Consider the following 23624-nt stretch of genomic DNA (forward strand, 5'->3'; position numbering starts at 1 on the left):
CGGGTGTGATCACGGGGGATGCCTTAGCTGTCGCGTTTAAGCTAAATTTGTCGATGTACTTAGAGTTAGGTATATTAAATTTAGACATAATTTGAGTAACTTAAATGGCTAACCAAAAACAACAAGGTGAGTGGTTTTCAAGCAAAGAAACGATAAAGCTCTTAAAAATATCAGACTGTGAGTTAATGCATCGCCGAGAGCGAGGTGAGCTTAAGTTTGAGAAGCGCGGGCGAGCATTTTTTTATTTTATTGAGAGCAAGGGCGAATAAATGCTATTTCAAAATATAGTGCTAGAAATGCAGGCAAATAAGCAAAACGTATCTTCTGCACAAAGCTTTCAAAAATATGTAAGTACCAATAATTTAAAGGCAAACACAGCAGCATCAATATCTATAGATTCGAGAAAAAAGCTGCCAAAAACTTTACGAGATTATAATACGATGGTACTTAGGCTTGGCTCTCGCTTAGGCGATAATCAAACTTATTTTTCGCTTGTAAAATCAAGTGATATAAACGATTTCTTTTTTAATGACCAAGCGCTGTTTGGTCAATTACAACCTGAACTATTTTTACCGAACGTATCAATAAGAAGCTTATTTGCATTTCAGCTCCTGCCTAAAGTTACTGAAACCTCCGTTGTTAATCTAGCTATAGCATCAGGTCTAATGGCTGAAGCACTTAACTTAAAAGATGACAAAACTATAGTAGTCCCAGCAACTGGGCAAAGTACATTCACGTTTAAATTTAAGCCACTCGATAACGAAGATGTTGTCCTTGAGCATATAAATGGCCAAGTTGAAATCGATGCTGTATTTGTTGCTAAGCGGGACGGTAAAGAGCATTTATTTGTAATTGAGGCAAAGCATGGCGATAAATTTGATTCGCTAGCAAAACACAAATTGCTTTACCCTAGTTTAAGCTTATTGCAAAAGCTTCCTTCATCTATGCCTATAGTTCCCGTTTACTTAAGAAGTATAAAAACAGAAAATGGTATCAACTTTTATATTGCAGAGTGTCCTTGCATTGTAAATCAACAAGATGAACTATATAGTTTGGATACATTAAGCCCCTGTAAAGTGCAGGCACTACATTTAGCAAATTATTAAACTATGAACGCAGAGCAATTTAAGCAGCTTGTAAAAAAAGTAAAAATAGCAAAAAAGCTACCTGATGCAATCTATTTCCATAAAGATGCATTTGCAGATGCACCTGCCGATTTAGTTAAATTTATTAAAGTTGTTGCGCAAGCTTTAAAGATTGATGAGTCCGATTTCGACTTAATCAAGCTGTTTAAAAGTGACTTTAGACTTTCACTGTTAAGCTACCCTACTTTTTATGATGATTCATACCCCGCGCTTAAACAAAGCGTAACTGTAGATCTAGCAAAGCTTAGTCATAAAATCACTAAGTACGATAACAGCGAAAATCCACCTATATTGCACCGAAAAGAAACCATGGTTTCGCCAACTAATAAACACTACCAATTATTTTGTGATTTAACTGCAGAGGGAGAACAGGCAGGTTTATACGATAATACCCGTATGATTGGCTTTAGAGGCTCGTGGGAGCGCTTGATTGCTAAAAAAGGGTATGAGCTAGTTGATGGTCGTTTATTTCGAAACTCTGCCGTACAAAGCCCTGATGATGATAAAACAATAGATCGACATTTAACGGCTATTGTACGGCATGAGCTTTCAGCCCCTTTAAAAACATTAGCTAAAAATGGCTTTTTGAGCGACGACTATTCAATATTTGATTACGGGTGCGGCAGAGGCGACGACTTGCGCGAACTCGAAGCCCATGGAATAGATGCATTAGGTTGGGATTTAAACTACCGCCCTGATGCTGATAAAGTTATTTCTGACATTGTTAATATTGGTTTTGTTATTAATGTAATAGAAGACAGAGATGAGCGAATAGAAGCATTACTTGGTGCATGGGAACTTTCACAAAAGCTGCTAGTTGTGTCGGCAATGTTAGGAAACGAAACGCTGATAAGCCAGTTTCAACCTTATAAAGATGGCGTAATTACGAGTCGTAATACCTTTCAAAAATACTACACGCAAGCAGAGCTTAAAGCATTTATAGAAATGAGCGTTGATGAAAACGCCATTGCTGTTGCACCTGGTATTTATTATATATTTAAAGACAAACAGCTTGAACAACACTTTTTACAAAACCGTTATAAACGTGCTTATAAATGGCTGCACCTAACAGCGCCAGAACCTGTTAATGAAGAACAAGCGCGAATTTTATTTACGCAACATCAGCAACTTTTTGAATCGTTTTGGCTCACATGCTTAACGCTTGGCCGCTGCCCAGCAAACAAAGAGTTTGCGCAAAGTGACAAAATAAAAGAAGTTATCGGTTCAAATAAAAAAGCCCTGCAACTTGTTTTAAAATGGTTTGAAGAAGACGAGCTAACGACCGCCGAAACAATGCGTAGAGAAGATTTACTTCTTTACTTTGCACTTGCTATGTTTGAAAAGCGTAAACCTTACGCACAACAGCCAGAAGACTTAAAGCGTGACATAAAAGCATTCTTCGACACTTACAAAATAGCGCAGCACCAAGCCACTGAGCTGCTTTTTCAAATAGCAGATAGTGCATTAATTGAATCACTGTGCCTAGAAGCTGAGAAGATATTACCCGCGAGTAAAGTCGACTTTGAAAATGGGCTACCACACTCTCTAACGCTTCATAAGGATTTTATAACCCTGCTACCTATAGTACTTCGCGTGTATATAGACGCAGCACTACAAATGTATGGTGAGCTTGATGATATTCAGCTTATTAAAATTCACATACATTCAGGCAAGGTAACGTTGCTTGGTTATGAAGGGTTTTATGATTCCCCTCTCCCTCAACTTAGAGAACGAGTTAAAATCAAAATGGCAGATCAAGATGTTGATTTTTTTGATTACATTATTGAAGAAAAACGACCGTTACTACTCAATAAAATTGACTATATTGATGACACTTTTGAAGACTATAAAAAGCAAAAGGCGTTTAATAAACGCCTTTTGAAAAACTTTCAAGAAAAAGGTATTAGCTTTACCTTTAATAATATCTTGAGAATACTTTTACAAAAAAAATTAACAATAAAAGGTTATAGGATAGTTAAAACCCTAGAAAAATAACTTAATTATCTACACATAAATTAACACTTGAATTGAGTGATAGTTTCTCTGCACATTCAATCCATAGTATTTCACAAATATTCTGTTGCCTTCCTTCTATAACTTCTTTATTCCAGTTATCTACAGAAAGTAATGATGTAACTAAAATCCCTAATGAATGGTTTTGATTCATCATTTGTACTACAGGTTTACGGATGTTTATGCCCTGTTTTTTTAGTATGTTTATAGCTATATCAACCTCACTCTCACTACCAGCTACAAAACATTCTAAGTATAACTTTTTAACTCCCCACTCATTATTTCCTATAGCGTCGTTTTCAGCTTGGGGTAAAAGGGTTAAGTTACCCAAACTATTAGCTAAAATGTCACCTCCGGAATAAATATTACTATCCCAATCTTTAGCATCCTTTAAATTTTGGGGAGCTATATGCTCAAGTGTTTTATATCTAAGACTTTTAAAACAGTTAAAATTAAGTAAATTATTGTCATCTCTGAGTTTTACTTTTTCTTTATTTATTGAAGCTGTATCTTTATTTAGTATGCTGGATTTATGGTGTGCTAATAATAACGCAAACCTAGCTGTTGGTTTACTAACATTGTATATTTGAATGCCTCTACATTTGTTATTCCACTCATTAAAATTAGATATTTTCTTCTTCTCTAGCTGCTTAAATAAATAAAATTTAAAATCTTCGATTGATAGTATCTCATTGTCATTGCATAACCCCTTAGAAAAAGCAGTTCTATCCAAGTTTCCTGACATCAACCCTCGTAGAGCATCATCTATACCAGAGGTATTTGAATGCGATAATCTCCATAATAAAACAAAACTAGCTAATGCTTTAATATATTGACAAAAAAGAACGTTTTCACTCCCATAAAATACATTATATATTCTGGTTAAAATAGGAACTAACAGAGTGCTATTTAGTTGCTTAAAATAATAAAAATAAGCCAGCAATTCATCTCTTTCATCCAACTCATCTAGCATTACAGCTAACGTTTTTTCATTCCAAAAATTCTTTCTAAATAAAGTTACTTCCTCTAATGCACTAATGATATGGCTTACTCGATTATTTGAAAATGCATCACTATAGAGTTCTATTAATTTATTTCTTTGCCAGCTTAAATGTTCATTTGGTATTATACCATCGAGATAAAGTACAAAAGAAGATACTAGCTCTCTTATTTCTTTAGTTCTAGATTTCACTGGTATACTAAGCGAATATTTTTCTATATTATCCAGCTTCTGGATGTCATTAGAAGAAATTCCTGCTCCGGCCACTTTACCACTTAAAACTTTTGCTCTAAAAATATCTATCGCAGTTAGAGGCACCCCTGAAGTATTTAAAGCCTCAAATGCATCAAACTGATACTTTTCATGGGTTCTAACTTCAGTAATAACTACATTAAAAAATAAAAACTTGGAGAATGAGATTACCTTCATAATTTGAGACAAATCAGAATATAAACTTTCGGCAACATTACTTATATCGGCCGAAATAACATTCTTATCAAATGCACTTAAACTATAAAACTTATCTTCGTTCAATAGCCTATCGATAGATACATTACAATCACTTAAGAATGAGTCCTCCGAAATAGAAGCTTTAAATACCTTTAAAGCATTCTTTAAACCGAGGTTTTCATCATTGCTTTCTGGTGTATATTGGAAGACCTTCCTACTTTCAAATATAAAATTCGCATATGCTTTTAGGTACTTTGCAACTGGTGATTCATATTGAAAATTATTTTTTCTAAATCCTAGTATATCTACATATTCACGTGTAATCTTTGGAAGCAAATCATATACCGCTTTATCCCTGTCTTTATCTTCAAATAATGTTTTGCGAGTATTCCTATGCAATTCTTTCAGCTCATCTTCCAACCAATTTGATAGCGACTGAGGAATACTGTCTTTAATACCTTCAAACCTTTCTTTTAAAAATGAATCTATTATGGAAATTAAAAGCAGAGTACTGGTCAACCGTTGTTGCCCGTCAACTATATTCAAAGGACACGAAACAACATCTAATTGCTCGTTGATATTAACTGTAATAATGCTACCTAAAAAACAAAGAGTTTGATCTGTTCCCTCTAAATATTCTTTTGAATACCCGATAGCAATATCCTGAATTAACTTCTTTAATTCTGCATCTGACCATGCATAATTTCTTTGGTAAGAAGGGATCTGAAATAAGACTCCATTTTCTGAGAATAAAGTAAATATATTCTTAGTCGAGGGTCTGAAAATATTTTCAACTTCGTTCATTTTTTTTCCTTATAATTCTTAAAACTTCACTTCGTCTACCTGGCATATAAACTTCTACTTCATCGCTCGCATAGAGCTTTAGGTAAGAATATAAATTCGCCTGAAGATCTTTTATTTCTTGCCGGTAAGGCGCTGGGTCGTCTGCTAAAGCATCATGCAACAACCTTGATATTTGCCCAAAGCCTAAATCTCTTTCTGATTGATTTTCAGTGATTTTTGTTTTTAACCAACGGTATGCCTTTGTTTGCTTAAACAAATTTGAAGCTAATACTAAGTCGTTTTTAGTATCTTCAATTTGCGCAAAAGGCAATGAAGGATTGAGTTGATATTCATTCAAACTAACGCCTGGTTTACCTAAAGGGAAGTCTGATACAAACAGTTCTGTTGCTTGTGGTAGGATTTCTTCAGGCCATACTGCAGGAAGTTCAGGTTTATCTGTATCTTCAAATTGATCTAAATAAGCTTGCATTTTATCAAGCGTATTTAGAGTTAGATCAGTTGCAGATTCGACAATCTTATTAATGAATGCTTTTGACTGTTCGCAGGCATTAACTCTGCTACACGATTCTAAATTTCCATTATTAACTAAAGCTAACCCTTTACCTGTTAAATTAGCGCTACCATTAAAAATAGTATCGTGATCAATTTGATAAATTTTTGCATGTAGGTTTGCTAATGCTTTTACTTGGTAGCCATTATTGATGCAATCACGAAGTGCATTTAAATCACTTGCACCTTTGACAAAATCATTTGGTGTAAAACGACCTACCAATTTAACTTTGGGCTTATTAGCTGTAATTAAATGGCCCAACCAGCGCGTGGCTGGTTGGGTCATAAAAGCTGAGATGATGATTAAATCAGCACAATCTGGAAGAAGAATCTCTAATTGTTGCGTAAGCTCAGTATTAGATATTAAACTCGACATCAAAAATCATCCAACTCATCATCCTCAGGCCCTTGAAGAAATTCACTAATTACTAATCCCCACTCCCGGCGAATAGTATTTAGATAATTTAAACGTTTTTCATCTGTTGTTTCATTCATCACTCGTGCAAAACCTGCGATAGTAGTTTGCATTATTTCGAGCTCATCACCACCAAGCTTACTTACAAGTTTTTGATAAAAAACATGATTTGTATTGAATAAAACTAACGTTAAACCTTTACTTGTTGATACATCAAAAAATGCTTCAGAATCACGAGCAACGTCTTCGATTAAAAAGCGATTACCTGTAAGAATTAAGCGTTCTGCCTTTTCTTCGGCTTCTTCTTTGCTCATTCCGCCCTGCTGAGTAAGGTGCTTTACAACATCGTCTTTATTAAGCTCTTTTGATGATTCATCATTTGTTTTATGGCCATGAGTTTCACGATGCGCCGAACCTTGTGTTGCTTTAGATGCGGCACCCTCTGAGGTTGTTTTTGGTTCTTCGCCTTTGATTGCCTTGCCTTCTACATTTATCGTATCTAAGGCCTTTGTTAAAGCAGAAACATGCTTTTTTATAACCGCAACAACTTTTAGCACTTGTAATAAGGAGTCAGAGTTTTCTTCTAAATCCCTTAAATACTCTTGCTCAGAATCAAAGCCTGCTTGCGTAAAGATGCTTTTCATCTCGTAAGGAATTAATCTAATTGCATCTTGTTTGTTATTGGTAACTCCAAACACCGCATCTAATGTTGGAGGGAAAGACACTTCTATACCAATAAATCGCCCTTTACTTTCTCTCAAAGCAGAAGTTAGAAATGAATCTCTTAAAACTAATTCTCTGTTAGCACGAACAATTGAAACGCCTACATTTTTACTACAATGTTTGCCCCAAGCAGTACCACCTAATTTTCCGATAGTATCTTTTAAAATTCGATTTGATATGTTTTTCTTAACCATTGACGTAGTAACGGTTACATCATCTCGTTTAGGTTCACCGTTTTCATCTATGTATTCAATAGATACTATTTCTTTATCCATTTCCTCAAAGAAGGCTTCATTTTTATAACTACCAGGTAACTCTGGTAATGAAGTATTCTTTTTAAGATACATTGGATCATTAGCTTTAAAAGTTTCTTTATCGTAAACATCGAGGCTGTCATCCGCTGATTTACGGTAAGTGATGCTGTCTATTTTTATATTCTCATCGCTAATGAAATTACGATACATCCTCCCAACTAAATGTTCACAGTGGCGATAAATTGACTTACCGGTTTTCCAACTAAGGCGATCTAGTTTAGACCAAATAATTAAAGAGCCAGATTCTGGTTTTTTGGTGAAAAAAGCTTTCTCGTACTTTGCTGGAATTGCTTTTGCTGTTGGCATTGGAACGTCTTCAAGTGAGCCGCTTTTCATTTCATCAACATCTAAATATGTATGATGCGGCTCTCCGCCGGCTTGCCAGCTCCACACATCAACACGCTTACACTGTGAAATAGATGAGTTAGGTAAACCCATACCAAACTTACCCATACCACCGGCATCTTTACGGTGCGTACCGCCACCAAACTGCATGGCAACTCTCAAAGTATCGAGGTCCATACCAACACCATTATCCCAAAGGGAGATTTCTGAAACGGTGAAATTTTTACGGGCTTCTTGTTGTTCTTCTATAAAGCCGACCTCTACACGAGTAGCGGTTGCTTGCAAGCTATTATCAATTAACTCGGCAAGCGCATAGGCAGTATTGTTGTAACCATTATCTCTTAAAGATTCGATTACGGTTTCTGCACTTAAAAATCTATTACTCATTTTTTAGTTTCCTTTTCTGCCCACATATCATTCCAATAGCCAAATGCTAGGCTAATACTTTGAAATTCGGGTATGTTGTCCATTACGGTATAAATATTACACTCTTTATTACCGCCACTTTTATAACCACGCATAGCACGGCCAGCCATTTGTAAATACTGTACTAATGAGTTCATTGGCTTAGCGATGACTGTGACATTTGTTTTAGGGGCATCAAACCCTGCAGTTAGCACGTTAAAATTAACTAAAACTTGTAAATTACCATTTTTGTATTGTGCTATTTTTGCTCTTCGACTCTCTGCTGTATCATTTTTACTATCAATAGAAGCTGCTTTGATACCTTGGTATGCAAGTGCTGTCGCTAAATTTATTCCATGCTCGACAGTACATGCGAAAACAATAATTTGAGAACCAAGTTTACATTCTTCGATTATAGTTTTTAATATTTGCTGATTACGTTCTATATTATTTGCAAGTGCATTCATTGTTTCAACGCCGCCAGCATCTTTTAAAGCGTATGCAGCAATACCTGAATGATCATAATTTAACGACTTAAAATTAGCTTTTGCTAAATATCCCTTCTCAACTAAGTAATCTATTGGTGATAAATAGCCTGAAATTTGCATAGAAACTTTATTGTTATAGAAAAAATTTGCTAAGCGAGCATCTTCTTCTGATAAACCATCTTCAGAATAACTTCTACCAGGGGTCGCAGTTAAGCCGATCAGGTCTGCGTGGAATGATTCATCGTCAATAAAATCTTGAACAACTTCTTGAAACTTTGGCGCGACAGCCTTGTGAGCTTCATCAAAAATTACTAACGTTACTTTTTCAGCAAGCTTGCTATATAAAAGTTGGAGTTGCCTTGAGTTACTTTTACGTAGGCTTAGAAATTTATGTAAGCCAGCAACTACAAAGCCAGAATCAATACCACTCAAACTTTCAGTTGAACTTGAGTAAAAGCCATAAAGTGAAGTAGAGCGATTACCTAATGACTTCCATGCTTTTGAAAACTCGGTATAAGCCTGCGAACAAAGCTCTTCTCTATCGGCTAACCAAAGTACTAAGTTATTTTCAGATTGCCTTAAATGCTCAGCAGCAATATTCATTGCCGTACGTGTTTTACCAGCACCTGTAGGTAAGTGAATTAGAACGCGTTTTTTTTGTTGTTGGAGGTCGTATAATACTTGTTTGCTTATATTTTGCTGGTAGGGATAAAGCCCATAGTCAGGAGTAATACACGTAATACTCTCTAATAGATTATCTTGTTCAAGCTGGCTTTCATATAAAGAAGAAAGCCCTAATAAAGCTGCAAACTTGTCAGGATTTTCTGCTGACCAGCTTATAACAGCATTGTAATGTTCGGGTTTAATTTGTTTGGCTTGAAGCTCAAAGCTTGGGAATAAATCAACCAATTGTAATGCTGATAAACGTTCAATTAATTTATTACGGAGCTGCAAATCAAATATAAAATCAACTTGTTTAACACTTGCAACAATACCTGCTAGCTTATTTTTATTATAAGAACTACTCTCTGATACTTGATTCTCAGCTGCATTAATATTGAGTACAAAAGACATTACATTTTTTGGAAGAAAGCTTAATAGCTCATCCTCAGAAAAGTTTGATAGAATTTTTGCCAGCATTGATATCCCTTTCAATATGAAGTCTAATCTTTTTATTGCTAAATCAAAGTATTAGATAAGTAAAAATGTATAATACAAATAAAGGTACAAATTTGTAACCCAAAAGGCAAATTTTTTATTAATAACAACTGTACAAATAACCAGTTAATTGTAAATTAGAGCTTTCTCTCAGCTGATAATCCGTATAATATGTGCGGCGTTGGACAATTTCTCCAGGAGCAGTTTTAAGCATGAAAGCTAAATTTACAGGGCACGACACCTTCCCCTTACGCTACGGATGGCTATTCAAAGCTATTAATCACTTGAATAATAAAAGCAATTTTTCGTCTAGCGAAGATAGTATTCGCAATTCTGTTGTTGAATTAGGTGTTGGTAAAAATATGGTAAAAGCGATTCAGTATTGGGCTGAATCAAGCAACGTAATAAAAAGAAGTCCTCAAAGTGATTATGGTCATTATGTGACAGATAGTGGTAAATACTTGTTTGGTGCTTTAGATAAAAAAGGACAAGATCCTTTTTTAGAAATGCCTGGTTCTATTTGGTTACTACACTTCTGGTTAAATTTTAATAATGAAAGCCTTACAGCTTATCGTTACTTTTTTAATTATTCTAATGTTCAATATTTTGAGAAAAGTAAACTTACCGATGATTGCTATGACGATGCAAAACGATTAGTAAAAACAGAAATTGGTAATCCTAGTACTCTAAAAAAAGATGTAGACTGCTTTTTAAATACTTACAGTAAAAAACAAAAAAATAGTACTGCTAAAAAAATAACTAAAGTCGATGAAGATCACTTTACTTCACCTCTTTCTGAGCTGAACTTATTACAAGATAACGGTGGTGGATTCTATATAAGCAATCTATCTGAGCGCCCTGAATTACCTGTTGAGATATTTATTTTTGCGTTACTTGAATTTTTTAATAACGAAACTCAAGATTCAAACGTTGGTACTATCGATTTTGACTCGCTTCTAACAAAACCTTGCTCTCCGGGAAGGATTTTTAGGCTTTCAGAATCGGGCTTAGGTCAAAAGTTAGACGAGGCTCAAGAATTTACTGATAAGCACGTAACTTGGGTTGATTCATTAGGATTGAGACAAGTAAGTATATCAGATGATATAAAAAACAACGCTATCAATTACTTAGATATGTACTACGGTAAATAATATGTCAGACACTTTAATTACAATAAATCAACGCTACAAAAGTTCGACACGAATTGATACTGAGAGTACTGATTTTTCTCCATTTATTGATGAATTTGTATTGCATGGCACAGCCATTAATGTACTTGATACCATTAGCCGTGAATTTGAAAATAGCACTCAACGCGCTTTTACTATTACTGGGCCTTATGGGTCGGGTAAATCAACCGTTGCCTTATTTTTATCATGCTTGCTTTCTATAGATGTTGAGCAACGTACCTATGCATTGCAAAAGCTGAATAATGGTCAAAATATTATTACTGATTTTGATAAACGCTTTGCATTAAAAAATGGCTGGCAAACAGTTAAGCATGTATGTGGTTTAGAAGCGCCAGCGAACAGTATTTTAGTTAGCTTACTTAATGCATTTGATGAAGACTTTGATAAAACAGAAATAGCTAATTTTGATGATGATAAATGCTTAGCTGAAATAAAAAAATTATTACAGAAACCCAGTAAAAATGAAGACGGTGTTTTAATTTTACTTGACGAAATGGGTAAAGCTTTAGATTACCAGTCTCGTGAGAACAAAGACTTACATTTATTTCAATCTTTAGCTGATATTGTACAACAAGCAAAACGCCCTGTGTTGCTTATGGGGTTTTTACATCAAGCTTTTTCGGATTATGCTAAAAATAAAGATGTTAAAACTCAAAAAGAATGGAGCAAAGTACAAGGCCGCTACCGTGATTTGAGCTTCAACCCATCAATTGATGAATCTTTAACTCTCGTGGGTGATTCTATTTATAGAGCACCTAAAATAGCTGATGCTATTGAATCAAAGTATGCCAATTTAGTTAATACTGTAAGTGGTGCTTTTGCTAATCAAAATAAAAACGTCAATGCACTGAGTAAAACGTTACCATTAGATCCTATTGTCAGCTTATTGCTTGGCCCTGTTTCTCGTCGTCGTTTTTCTCAGAACGAGCGTAGCTTATTTGGCTTTTTAGCCTCACATGAAAAACATGGTTTTAGAGAGTTTTTAAATAATAGCTACAGTGAGTTTAATGAAGAGCTCGCTTTGTATCGCCCAGAAATGTACTGGGATTACCTTTACCATAATTTACATCACCTAATTGTTACCTCGCAGGACAGTAAAGCATGGCTCGAAGGCTCTGATGCAATATATAGAGCAGAGCAAAAAGGTGGCGTGCTCCATATAGCTATTACTAAGCTTATTGCGCTATTAACTATTTTTGGTTTTCATCATCAGTTACATGCAAAACGAAACTTCATAAAAGAATATTTTGTATGTCGAGGCTATAAAATTGAAGATGTTAATGATGCGATTGCGGAATTAGAAGCAAGCACTGTTGTTATTTATCGCCAGAAACATGATGCTTTATTTGTGTTTCAGGGCAGCGATATAGATATTAATAACCTTATTAGTGAACAGATTGAAGTTGTTAGTGAAGGTATTGATTGGACTGAAGCATGTGCGACACCACAGAATATTTTAGCGACAGCACATTACCACAAAACAGGTACCATGCGCTGGGCAACAACTAAACTTTTAAATAAGTTTGATGCTCAAGTATTTGAGTCGTTTGTAACAAAACCTAAAACAGGTGAAGCATTTTTATCTTTTGTTCTACCAACAAATCCTGATGTTGCCAAAACACTTAAAGAAAATGCTAAAACAATGCCATTTGTTGTAATTGGTACTTTTAATGATTTTAGTAATTTAAAAACAGCTGCAATTGAGTTGATAGCACTTCGCAAAATATTAAAAGATGAGAAAAAAATTGCTCATGATTTAATTGCTAAGAATGAGCTTGAGAGCCGAATAAAGTTTGCGCAATCAAATGTAGAAACTGAACTACAAAATGCTTATAAAAATGCTAGCTGGTCATACTTAGGCAAAAAGTTAGCATTACTTCCTGTGACAAAAATAGCGTCTGATATTGCAGAAGTCATATTTAGTAAGTCGCCTCCGGTAATAAATGAGTTAGTTAATCGCTCTAAACCTTCGGGCAGTGCAAACAGTGCAATACGAAAATTAATGAATGCAATGTTTGAGAGCGGCGATAAAAAAGATCTTGGGTTTGATGATAAATCATTCCCTCCAGAAAAGGGTCTTTACCTATCTTGTTTGAAGAGTAAAGGTTGGCACTGCGAAACACCTGAGGGTTACTTATTCCCGAGTGAGTGGAATAAAGAATCTATAAATGCTAACCCCAAAATGCATGAATTATTTGAAAGCGGTTTTGAGTTCATAAAAAATAACTCAGCTACAAAACATGTAACAATGGCTGAACTTTATGAAATGTGGATGTTACCACCGTTCGGTTTAACCGCAGGGTTGTGTCGCATATATGGTTTAGCATTATTAAAGGCGCTTGAAGGGCAAGTTGCTTTTTATGACTGGGATTCGACAAAGCAGTTTGTTTTTATACCTGAACTTGACGAAGAATTAGTTAATAAAATATATAAACACCCGATTGAAGCAGGCGTTAGGTACTTTAAAATATCAGAAATCCAAAGCCATTTATTGGATAACCTCGCTAAAGCAACTTTAGGTGAAGCTAAAAAAGATGATGCCATTTTAAATATTGCTAAGCATATTGTAGGTATTGTTCATAAACTACCTACATGGGTAAAGAAAACAAGTGGCGAAAGCTTTACTAGCTCAAATGAAAGTGGATTAACTAAGCAAGCGAGAGACTTTAGAAATAAAGTGATCGCCGCAAATGATCCATATAAATTAGTGTTGGATGATTTACCCGCTGTTTTTGGCTTTAAACAAGATGACCCTGAAGTTGAAGAAAAGCTAGGCGCATATCTTAAAACTGCGATAGAAGATTTAAGCGCGCAGCACGAAATGCTACTCAACGGCTTTAAGCAGATTATTATTAACATGTTAGGCGAAGATTTTAATAGTGTTTTAAAAGCTCGCTGCGACATAGTTGAAAAAGAAGCTAAACGCCCTAAAGTAAAAGATTTAGCAAATCGCTTGTCACAATTCATTGATGGTAAATCTAAATTTGAGTTTGTAATTAATATATTAACGGGTGTGCCTGAGCCTAAATGGACAGACAAACTTTTGCGTACTGGACTAGATGAACTACAAAATTTATGCGTGCAATTTAGACGTATTGAATCTTTTAGCAATTTTCAGGCTAAAGGCTCATCGAAACCCATTGCTTTTATAACTACAGACAACGATGGTAATCATCAAGAATATAGTAGCTTTACTAAGCATGATTTAGCTGCTGACGGTGACGTTCAAGCAGCTGTGAATAACATTGAACAAGCTATTGCCGAAATGCCAAAAGAAAAGCAACTGGCTGCACTTACGAACTTATTAACTAATTTGATGGATCAAACACAAATAGAGGTGCCAAATGACACAGAAAGTTAAACATGTTTTAGGCCTCTCTGGCGGTAAAGACAGTAGCGCTTTAGCTCTATTTGTTAAAGAAACTTATCCTGAACTAGACGTAGAGTACTTCTTTACCGATACGGGTTATGAGTTACCTGAAACAAATGAGTTTATTGATCAACTTGAAGAAAAGCTTGGTTATATTCATCGATTAAACGCGCGTTCTTTAAATAATATTGAAGGCCGTGGTGAAAAAGACTTTGCTCATCTTTTAAAAGAGCATGGTAATTACTTACCTTCTCAAAGAGATCGGTGGTGTACTGTTCAAATGAAGCTAAAACCTTTTGAACAGTGGTTAGATAGCTTTATTAAAGATGGTTACAAAATAAAAAACTATGTTGGCATAAGAGCAGATGAGCCTGAACGCGTAGGCTATATGACAATTGAAAAGCCAATTGAATCTGTTTTTCCCTTTAGAGAACACGGCATAGTAAGAAGTGACATCGAAAATATATTACAACGCAATGGTTTAGAACTGCCTGAATATTATAAATGGCGCTCTCGCTCTGGTTGTACATTTTGTTTTTATCAGAGAAAAATTGAATGGGTTAAGCTTATGGAAAAGCACCCTGATTTATTTGAAGAAGCCAAAGCTTTTGAAAAAGGCGATGACAACAATACTACTGTAGGTGAACGCTTTTATTGGATGGGTCAAGGCCAGCCATTAGAAACATTAGAAGACCCAGCAGTACAAAAAAGAATTATTGAAAATCACGAGAAGAAAGTTGCTCGCTTTAACAAGAAAAAGCGTCGCAATGCACTGTTAGGCGACTTTAACGGTGTATGTGAATTCAATGAATTAGATGATATTTATGATGAAGCAGAAGGCGGTGGAGCCTGTGTAACATGCTATAAATAATAAGAAAGCGGCTAAATAGCCGCTTTTTTTATAGCTGAAATCAATAGATTAATATCTGCGGTGGTGATTTCGTTCGTAAAACTTATGCGAAAAGTAAATTCAGCTTCTTCACGACTCAGACCTAATGCAGTTAAAACATGTGACGCTTCAATTTCTTTAGAAGAGCAAGCGGAGCCTTGAGCTAAACAAAAGAGCTCTTCATTGTCTCGTACCAAAATACCTACATTTGTTTTAGGTAAAGTTAAAGAAACCATATGCGGTAAAGCTTTTTCATTACCGTTTATAGAAAAAGGGATTTCAGCAATAGTAAGCTGCTTTAACAAGTAGTTACGTATCCCTTTATCTACAAAGCTTAGATAACTGTGTGGAAATGTATTTATTGCCGTTCCAAAACCGACTATTAGCGGCGCTGCTACTGTTCCGCCTCTAACTCCTTGCTCTTGCCCTGCACCATGAATAACAGGTGTTAGAGAGCGTTTACGCAAGTCTCGAATATAGACAGCTCCAATACCTTTTGGACCACCGATTTTATGAGCTGAAAACGACATAATATCAACATTCAGATCATCTACATCAATCTCAGTTTTCCCGAAGCTTTGCGCAGCATCACTATGAAAAAGAATATTGTGCTCAAAACATATTTCACCAATTTCGGAAATGGGATTAATCGTTCCTAATTCATTATTGACATGCATTACAGAAACAACTGCTGTAGATGGTTTGATCAGGCTTACTATGCTTTTAGGCTCAATAATTCCTTCTTTGTTTGGCAAAACAATGGACACTTCAAAGCCTTCGCCTTTTAAATACTCGCAAATAGCAAAAATACATTTATGCTCAATAGCACTAATAATAATATGATTTTTGTCTTTTGGATGATCGCTATTAAGTAATATGCTCTTGAAGGCTATATTATTAGACTCAGTAGCACCGCTAGTAAAAATAATTTCACTTGGATATGCACCAATCATATCAGCAAGTTCTTCTCTTACTTTATCTACTTTTTGCAAAGCCGCTTCACCTAAAATGTGACCTGAGGCTGAGTTTGCATAACAATTATCGAATGCATCTATTAAAGATGTTTTAACTTCTGGAAGTAGTGGATACGAAGCCGCTGAATCAAGATATATCATTTAATTAATCCTTAATCTGAGCGTTTAATAATACCATAAAGTACTTAATCATTAATTTAAACCCGCTTAATAATGAATTTAAAAAAGCTAAAGCTCACGACCTTCTCTGTCTTCCTCTAGTGTGTTGTCATATTCCAAGGGGCGCTTGCCACCCTTTGTGCTAACTAGGCATGGGCTCGCCTCTCACTAAACTTCTGCTCTAAAATACCCACAAACAAATTACCAATAACTTTTAAATCATCACTTTTATTTGCAAACAAGCCAAATACCGCTAAAATAATCATTAACACCTTAATGACCGAGTAGGCACTCATTAATGAGATCGGAACAAGCTTTAAAAATGGCGCAGCGATTAGGGGATTTAATACGCCAGCACCGCACTTTGCATTACACGCAAAGCACCTTTGCAAAAATGATTGGTGTGTCGCGCTCTACTGTGCAAAAACTTGAGCAAGGCGAGACAGTTAAAAGCGATATTTTATTTGAAGCTTTAGTCGTGCTGCAATTACAAGGCTCGCTCATGGATGAAGTTAATGAATTAGCCGCCGATGTAGGTGGCTACAACGCACGGCAACGTAAAACCAATAAAGTGCAGGTTATTAACGATGACTTCTGAATGTTATGTGTTTATTGACGGACTTGAAATTTATTATTTAAAGTATGGCGCTTTACGAACACAAGCGACATTGATGTTGTACGCTTAACAAGCGTGATTTCTACTATTGAATAAAAAACTCAAAAAGCGGTTATGCACTTCAAAATTGAATCTGCGTTATGTTTAGCGCGATATAAATCACGCTAAACGTTTTTTGTTACTTTTTTCTTAGCCAAAAAAGACTCGCAGGCACCGAAATCCACGCCTGCTTACCTAACGAATCAAGATAAACAGCTACTTCTTCTTTACTGCCTGGGCTGAAATATGACGGCTGTTGTTCTTTTAGTTTTTCTTGCCCTGTAAGTATTTTGCTAAAGTGTTTATTTTGCTGCTGGAGCATTTTTTTATATTCGTTAGCTGGTTTTGAATCACCATGTTTTACAAAAGCACTTAGCGCACGGCTTGCTGTTGCATGTAGTTCTTGAAAATCAAAGTCGGCCAATAGAGCATCCAACTTGTCCCATTGTTTATCAATGATTAGGCAGTTCATTAATAAAAAGCGGTTTGCTTGATTGTCGTTTGGGTTTAGCGTTAACAACTCTTCGAGTTCTGACTGTGCTTTTTGGGTATAACCGTGCAGTGCGTGTATTCGCGCGCGATGCGCGCGCAGCATCATATAAGGGCGGGTTTCGTGCAAGCCCCAAAAGTGCCCTGTGTTGTCTTTAATAAATTGCTTTGTTATGAGCCCTTCCATCATTTCTAAAAGCATCTGCATTGGCTCAAGTGCTTTTAGTTCTGTATCGGCAAGTACCAGTTCAAGTAATTCATCAAGCTCATCTAATTCATTTGATTCTTCGTCTAAAAAGTTGTTGTTAAATTGTGCCTCATCTTCATCACTTAAAGTTAGGTCGTTACTAAATCGAAGTTCAAAAATAGCGTCGGCCATAAAATACACATAATTACGTTTATATTCTTGGGCGTTGTATTGGGCAAATTCACCAAATTCTTTGGCTGCTGCTTTTTCATTAGAAAATGCTTTTAAAACACTGCTTAAGTTATTAAGTGCCTGTTTTTGCCCTGCATCAAGCATACGTTTATTTATATTTTTAAGCGCCTGTAAAACCCCTTTACAGTAACTTGGTAGGGGCATGTTCGGCTTTAACGAATCCCGATAGTCTTGCTTGGATAGGCTGCATTTTGCTGGCATTTTTAATTCGTTTTGAATTACTTTATCCATGCTTTGGTTATACAGAGCCATTAAGCTTTCGAGGTATTTTAGCTCGCTTTCTTTTTGAAAGTTAATATCTCCAAATAAATCAGGTTGCCACTCACTCGGGGTGAGCATTTGAGGTAATGCACCTAACCCCATTAAATAACCTTGTATAAAATAGTAGTTTGGTTGTTTAGTGCTTAATTCACTGAGTTTTATAACATTGTTGCGAATTTTAGTTGGCGACATAACGTGCCCTGCTATGTATAAATTTATTATTAGTGTACCCATAGATAAGGTTACCAACAACGCTAGTTTGGTTGTTTTATCCTAAAATGAATTTTTAACGAAATATTTACAAATTTAAACAAACCCGCGCCGCTAAAATACAAAAGCTGGTTTATACTGTTGTAATAATGAGCAAAAATAATAACTATGAGGCGTAATGAATAAATTAATTACCGTATTTTTATGTTTGCTGTTTACGGCTCCATTTAATGTATTTGCTTGTGAAAGAACCTTTAGCGTGGCATCGCACGATGCTTTTTGGCCGCCTTATGTAATGGGCATTAACGGTAAGCTGCAAGGCTCGGAGGTTGATGCACTTAACATTATATTTGCTGACTCCCCTTTTTGTTTTGAAGTTAAGTTGCTACCAAATTCTAAGCGGGCTTTTATTGAGCTTAAATACGGCCGTATTGATTTAGGATGGGCTGCAAGTTATACAGATGGGCGCGCTAAATATGTGCACTTTAGTGATAACTACCGAACTGAAGTTATGCGCTTATACGAAAACAAAAACAATACGCATGTAGTTAAAAGTTTGGATGATATTTTTAATCAAGGTTTAACCATAGGCGCTAACTTTGGGAGCTACTACGGCGAAGAGTTTGAAAAATATAAAACAACGCATAAAAAGCAGATTGAATACACCAGTGCAACCAGTAAACGCTTTGAAATGCTTAATAAACAACGTATTGATTTTGCTATTGAAGACGAGTTAGTGGGTGCTTATTTTGGCCAAAAGGGCTCAAATATAAAATTAGTAACCAACATTGAGTATGTAAATAAAGACGATATTTATTTAATGTTTAGCAAAAAAACGGTGTCGGTTACTGAGCTTGCAGTAATTAATGAGCATATAAACAAAAACAAAACAGCACTTAAAGCGCTGTTTAAATACTAGGAGTGTAATGAAAACTTTATTTTTAACATTTACTACACTGCTATTTACTCACGTTAATGCCCTTGCGTGTTCAAAAACATTGGTAATGGGCACTAACGAAACCAATTGGCCGCCTTATCTTGTTAAACAAGGTGATACATTTTTAGGCACAGAAGTGGATGCTGTAAACGCTATTTTTAAAGATTCAAAATTTTGTATTAAATGGACTTATTTTCCGAGTTTTTCGCGTGTTCAAGCTGAGCTTAAAAATGGCCGAGTAGATATGACCTACGCGGCAAGTTACACAAAAAAACGCGCACAATATGCGCACTTTAGTTTGCCCTACCGCGAAGAAGTTATACATCTTTATAAACATAAAGATTCGCCTGATGTAACAAGCTTACCTGAGCTTTTTAGTAAGGAGTTTACAGCTGGTATTAACCGAGGAAGCTTTTTTGGTAACGAGCTTGAACAGTTAAAAACTAAGTATTCAACACAGGTCGTGCTTACTGCTCAAGCAAATAATCGATTTAGCATGCTAGATAAAAAACGAATTGACTATGTTATTGAAGACTCTGCTGTTGCGCAGTACTTTGTAAAAAAACACCCCTCAATTACGCAGGTAAAATCCATTACACCAATTAACGTTAACAACGTACATTTTATGCTAAGTAAGGAGTCGCTAACACTTGATGACTTGGCAACCGTTAATCAATTAATTACTAAAAATGCAGCCGCTATAAAGTTAATTTATCAACCTGTGCATTAAAGCATGGGTAATAACTTAGCTCTTTGACTGCAACACTTCTTTAATATTACTGTAGGTGGTGCTTACGCTCCCCTCTGTAAGTAAGCAACACCGCTCACGCTAAAAATAGTGGCTTAAAATCGAGAATTGCCGTTATTTTCGCTTGGTTATAAATTAGCTGCCTTTTATCTTTCATTCGTTGTGGCTGATCTGTATAATTCGCCAGCTAATTTACCCTATTGTCTGGTTCTTGTTTGTGGCGTTTTGCTGCAGCGTACTCCTGTCAGTACTAATCTAGGATTACCCTTTTTGATCTCCACCGCAAATATTACGATGCAGTTTGGCGCAGAGCCGTTGTTTGAAAACATTTCAGCTAAATTTGGTAACGGTAACCGTTACGGTTTAATTGGCGCTAACGGCTGCGGCAAGTCGACTTTCATGAAAATTTTAAGCGGTGCGCTTGTTCCAAGTGCGGGTAATGTATCTATTACTCCAGGGTTGAAATTAGGTAACCTAAGCCAAGACCAGTTTGCTTTTGAGCAATACAGCGTTGTAGACGCGGTAATTATGGGCGACGTGGAGCTTTGGAAAGTAAAGCAAGAGCGCGAACGTATTTACTCGTTACCAGAAATGAGCGAAGACGACGGAATGAAAGTAGCCGATCTTGAAAGCGTATTTGCTGAAATGGACGGTTACACGGCAGAAAGCCGCGCTGAAGAAATTTTGCTTGAAGCGGGTATCGATAAAGAATTTCATTACGGGTTAATGGCAAACGTAGCACCAGGTTGGAAATTACGTGTGCTTTTAGCACAAGCGTTATTTGCAAATCCTGACATTTTGCTACTGGATGAACCTACCAATAACTTGGATATTCATACAATTACATGGCTTGCTAACGAGCTTAACAAACGTAAATGTACGATGATTATTATTTCGCATGACCGTCACTTTTTAAACTCGGTATGTACACACATGGCCGACATTGATTACGGCGAGCTGCGTATTTATCCTGGTAACTACGAGAAGTTTTTAGATGCTGCGGGCCTACAACGCGAGCAACTTTTAGCTGAAAATGCTAAAAAGAGTGCTGAAATTGACGAGCTACAAGACTTTGTTAACCGTTTTGGTGCTAACGCTTCTAAAGCTAAACAAGCAAGTTCGCGCGCTAAAAAAATGGATAAAATTAAGCTTGATGAAGTTAAATCTTCAAGCCGTATGAGCCCATCACTTTCGTTTGACGAAGGTAAAAAAATGTATCGTCAAGCGCTTGAAGTTAATAAGCTTGGCCATGGTTTTGATGGCGAAACATTATTTACTGGTGGCGACTTACTACTAGAAGCTGGCGCTAAGCTTGCTGTAATTGGCGAAAATGGTGTGGGTAAAACTACATTTTTACGCTGTTTAGTAGACGAGCTTAAAAGTAATGAAGGCGAAATTAAATGGTCTGAAAATGCGACCTTTGGTTATTGCCCGCAAGACAGCACTAAAGATTTTGAAAACGATTTAACGTTGTTTGATTGGATGTCGCAATGGCGTACAGCTAAGCACAACGATTTAATGGTTCGTGGCATGTTAGGCCGTTTGTTGTTTACAGCAGACGATTCAAACAAAAAAGCGCGTAACTGTTCTGGTGGTGAAAAAAACCGCCTGTTATTTGGTAAGTTAATGATGCAAGACGTTAACGTGCTTGTTATGGACGAACCAACTAACCACATGGATATGGAAGCTATTGAAGCGCTTAACAATGCGCTTAAAGACTTTGAAGGTACGCTTATTTTTGTAAGCCATGACCGTGAGTTTGTATCGTCATTAGCTACGCGTATCATTGATATTAAAGATAAAAAAGTAATCGACTTCCAAGGTACGTTTGACGAATACCTAGCAAGTTGTGAAGAGAAAAAAGCATAAACTTTTTCTAATTGCTTATAAAAACGGTGCTAAATTTAGCACCGTTTTTTTATGTGTGGAATTTGAGTTTAACTATAAAATTAATTAATAAAGGCTTAAATAAATAATTCACTAAGAGGTTAAGAGACGCTACGCTTTTAGAGTCAGTGATAAAATACTCGTTTCTGGCTTGGTTCTTCTCATTTACTCTTCTTTGGCTTCTCCTAGTGCAATAGTTTTTCAAGTAAATAATTCACTAATGATGATATAAGACGCAGCGCTTTTAAAGTAAATGATAAAATACTCGTTTTCAGGCTTGGCTCTTCTCATTTGCTCCTCTTTGGCTTCTCCTAGTGCAATAGTTTTTCAAGTAAATAATTCACTAATGGTGATATAAGACGCATCGCTTTTAAAGTGAGTGATAAAATAAAAAAGCACTGTTTTTTTGACTTTATTTTTCTTAGTTACTGCTGCTTCGCTTTTCCTTATGCAATTAATGGCTCTTATCGCAGAGCTAATTATTCACATTATTTTATTGGTAAATTCTGCATACATCACTGCTTTAAATCTAGTCATATTCTCCTGTAAGTCTTTGTCACTTAATGCTAATGTTTATGGAGTGAGTTATTTAAAACTTTAATGGCTAAACCAAGAGGTAACTATGTCTAATTGGGTTGAAGCAACAGTAAAAAGCGTAACATGGTGGAGCGAAACGCTCTTTAGCTTAACCGTTAATGCTAATGTAGAGCCGTTTAAAGCAGGGCAATTTACAAAGCTTTCTATAATGGATGGCGACAAGCGTATTGCTCGGGCTTATTCATATGTAAACGCCCCTGAAAACCCCGATCTTGAATTTTACCTTATTAACGTTATTGACGGTTTGCTTTCTCCTCGTTTAGCTACATTACAACCTGGCGAAACCGTATTAATAGAACAACACGCAACTGGCTTTTTTACCCTTGATGAAATACCACAAAGCGATCAGCTTTGGATGTTAGGTACTGGCACTGCCATAGGGCCTTTTTTATCAATATTGCAACAGCCCGATGTGTGGAAAAAATACAAAAGCATAAACTTAGTGCATGGTGTACGTTTTAATAACGATTTAAGCTATCAGGCACTTATTAACGAGTTATTAAGAGTGTACCCCGAGCAACTCAACTATATTCCTGTTGTAAGTAGAGAAGAGCCATTACAAGGCTTAAGTGGGCGGATTACTAACGCAATTGAGAGCAACGGCTTGTTTGAACATGTAAAATTAAACCCTGAGCCTAGTAATGCACAATTTATGATTTGCGGAAACCCACAAATGGTAAAAGACACCACCGCGCTACTTCTCGATAAAAACTTTACGCGTAACCGCCGTAAAGCACCCGGTAACATTACTGTAGAGCAGTACTGGTAGGCTACAGTGGTGGTATTAACTACCCGATAACGTTAAAATTTGCTATGTTGCACCCTTATACCAATATTATCAAAAATATGATCATTCTATCGCATTAAATAACTCACTAACTGCGTTAAAAATTATTCATATAGAACAACTATATGTCACAATTTTCGCCTTATTATTGTGCTATTTTCTTGACGCTATAATAGATCGCTTATTTAATGTAATTGGTATTACACGTGTTTAGTGTTCATTT

Annotated in this window: 17 protein-coding genes; 11 read left to right on the plus strand and 6 right to left on the minus strand. The window is 36.0% G+C overall.

All coding sequences use genetic code 11. The features are described 5' to 3' along the window. Nucleotides 1-104: 104 nt before the first annotated feature. The 3 genes from I6E82_RS04050 to I6E82_RS04060 are packed head-to-tail and all read left to right on the plus strand — an operon-like array spanning nt 105 to nt 3140. Nucleotides 105-269, plus strand: coding sequence for a hypothetical protein (locus I6E82_RS04050; protein WP_165740897.1), 165 nt, complete (start codon nt 105-107; stop codon nt 267-269). Then, a complete protein-coding gene (locus I6E82_RS04055; protein ID WP_197116850.1) occupies nt 270-1106 on the plus strand; it encodes a DUF6997 domain-containing protein in 837 nt (278 codons plus the stop codon). A 3-nt stretch (nt 1107-1109) separates the two neighbouring features. Then, nucleotides 1110-3140 (plus strand): DNA phosphorothioation-associated putative methyltransferase, encoded by a 2031-nt coding sequence (locus I6E82_RS04060; protein ID WP_197116851.1) that lies wholly within the window; start codon nt 1110-1112, stop codon nt 3138-3140. Between the two features lies 1 nt (nt 3141). On the opposite strand, the gene I6E82_RS04065 is transcribed toward I6E82_RS04060, so the two are convergent. From I6E82_RS04065 to I6E82_RS04080, 4 genes are read right to left on the minus strand one after another with little or no spacing between them, the layout of a single operon-like run. After that, entirely contained in the window at nt 3142-5412 is a 2271-nt protein-coding gene (locus I6E82_RS04065; RefSeq protein WP_197116852.1) for a DUF262 domain-containing protein, read from the minus strand. Beyond that, a complete protein-coding gene (locus I6E82_RS04070; RefSeq protein WP_197116854.1) occupies nt 5399-6337 on the minus strand; it encodes a phospholipase D-like domain-containing protein in 939 nt (312 codons plus the stop codon). Before I6E82_RS04070 ends, I6E82_RS04065 begins: the two co-directional genes overlap by 14 nt. Then, nucleotides 6337-8145 (minus strand): ATP-binding protein, encoded by a 1809-nt coding sequence (locus tag I6E82_RS04075; RefSeq protein ID WP_197116856.1) that lies wholly within the window; start codon nt 8143-8145, stop codon nt 6337-6339. The genes I6E82_RS04070 and I6E82_RS04075 overlap by 1 nt, the downstream gene beginning before the upstream one ends. Further along, nucleotides 8142-9791, minus strand: coding sequence for a DEAD/DEAH box helicase (locus tag I6E82_RS04080; protein ID WP_197116858.1), 1650 nt, complete (start codon nt 9789-9791; stop codon nt 8142-8144). Before I6E82_RS04080 ends, I6E82_RS04075 begins: the two co-directional genes overlap by 4 nt. A gap of 230 nt (nt 9792-10021) precedes the next feature. On the opposite strand from I6E82_RS04080, the gene I6E82_RS04085 reads away from it, so the two are divergent. The 3 genes from I6E82_RS04085 to I6E82_RS04095 are packed head-to-tail and all read left to right on the plus strand — an operon-like array spanning nt 10022 to nt 15240. Next, the gene (locus tag I6E82_RS04085; RefSeq protein WP_197116860.1) at nt 10022-10960 is read left to right on the plus strand and encodes a DUF4007 family protein; all 939 of its coding nucleotides are present in this window, start codon (nt 10022-10024) and stop codon (nt 10958-10960) included. A 1-nt stretch (nt 10961) separates the two neighbouring features. Continuing rightward, entirely contained in the window at nt 10962-14360 is a 3399-nt protein-coding gene (locus I6E82_RS04090; RefSeq protein WP_197116862.1) for a hypothetical protein, read from the plus strand. Further along, entirely contained in the window at nt 14344-15240 is an 897-nt protein-coding gene (locus I6E82_RS04095) for a phosphoadenosine phosphosulfate reductase family protein (protein WP_197116864.1), read from the plus strand. Before I6E82_RS04090 ends, I6E82_RS04095 begins: the two co-directional genes overlap by 17 nt. 11 nt (nt 15241-15251) lie before the next feature. On the opposite strand, the gene I6E82_RS04100 is transcribed toward I6E82_RS04095, so the two are convergent. Continuing rightward, nucleotides 15252-16373: a cysteine desulfurase family protein gene (locus tag I6E82_RS04100; protein ID WP_197116866.1), complete on the minus strand. Its 1122-nt coding sequence runs from the start codon at nt 16371-16373 to the stop codon at nt 15252-15254. Between the two features lie 316 nt (nt 16374-16689). On the opposite strand from I6E82_RS04100, the gene I6E82_RS04105 reads away from it, so the two are divergent. After that, nucleotides 16690-16989 carry a helix-turn-helix domain-containing protein gene (locus I6E82_RS04105; RefSeq protein WP_197116868.1) on the plus strand — a complete coding sequence of 100 codons (300 nt, stop codon included), beginning with the start codon at nt 16690-16692 and terminating at the stop codon, nt 16987-16989. Nucleotides 16990-17185: 196 nt separating this feature from the next. On the opposite strand, the gene I6E82_RS04110 is transcribed toward I6E82_RS04105, so the two are convergent. Next, nucleotides 17186-18427, minus strand: a complete 1242-nt coding sequence (locus I6E82_RS04110; protein WP_197116870.1) for a UPF0149 family protein — start codon at nt 18425-18427, stop codon at nt 17186-17188. 196 nt (nt 18428-18623) lie between these two features. Between I6E82_RS04110 and I6E82_RS04115 the strand changes: the two genes are divergently transcribed. The 4 genes from I6E82_RS04115 to I6E82_RS04130 all read left to right on the plus strand — a co-directional run bounded on the left by I6E82_RS04115 (nt 18624) and on the right by I6E82_RS04130 (nt 23383). After that, nucleotides 18624-19364: a substrate-binding periplasmic protein gene (locus tag I6E82_RS04115; RefSeq protein ID WP_197116871.1), complete on the plus strand. Its 741-nt coding sequence runs from the start codon at nt 18624-18626 to the stop codon at nt 19362-19364. Nucleotides 19365-19371: 7 nt separating this feature from the next. Beyond that, a complete protein-coding gene (locus I6E82_RS04120; protein ID WP_197116872.1) occupies nt 19372-20112 on the plus strand; it encodes a substrate-binding periplasmic protein in 741 nt (246 codons plus the stop codon). A gap of 288 nt (nt 20113-20400) precedes the next feature. Further along, entirely contained in the window at nt 20401-21999 is a 1599-nt protein-coding gene (locus tag I6E82_RS04125) for an ABC-F family ATPase (RefSeq protein WP_010555514.1), read from the plus strand. 640 nt (nt 22000-22639) lie between these two features. Further along, a complete protein-coding gene (locus tag I6E82_RS04130; protein ID WP_101164395.1) occupies nt 22640-23383 on the plus strand; it encodes a ferredoxin--NADP reductase in 744 nt (247 codons plus the stop codon). Nucleotides 23384-23624: the final 241 nt, after the last annotated feature.

The sequence above is a fragment of the Pseudoalteromonas sp. NZS11 genome (genome assembly GCF_015864765.1).
Taxonomy (GTDB): domain Bacteria; phylum Pseudomonadota; class Gammaproteobacteria; order Enterobacterales; family Alteromonadaceae; genus Pseudoalteromonas; species Pseudoalteromonas arctica.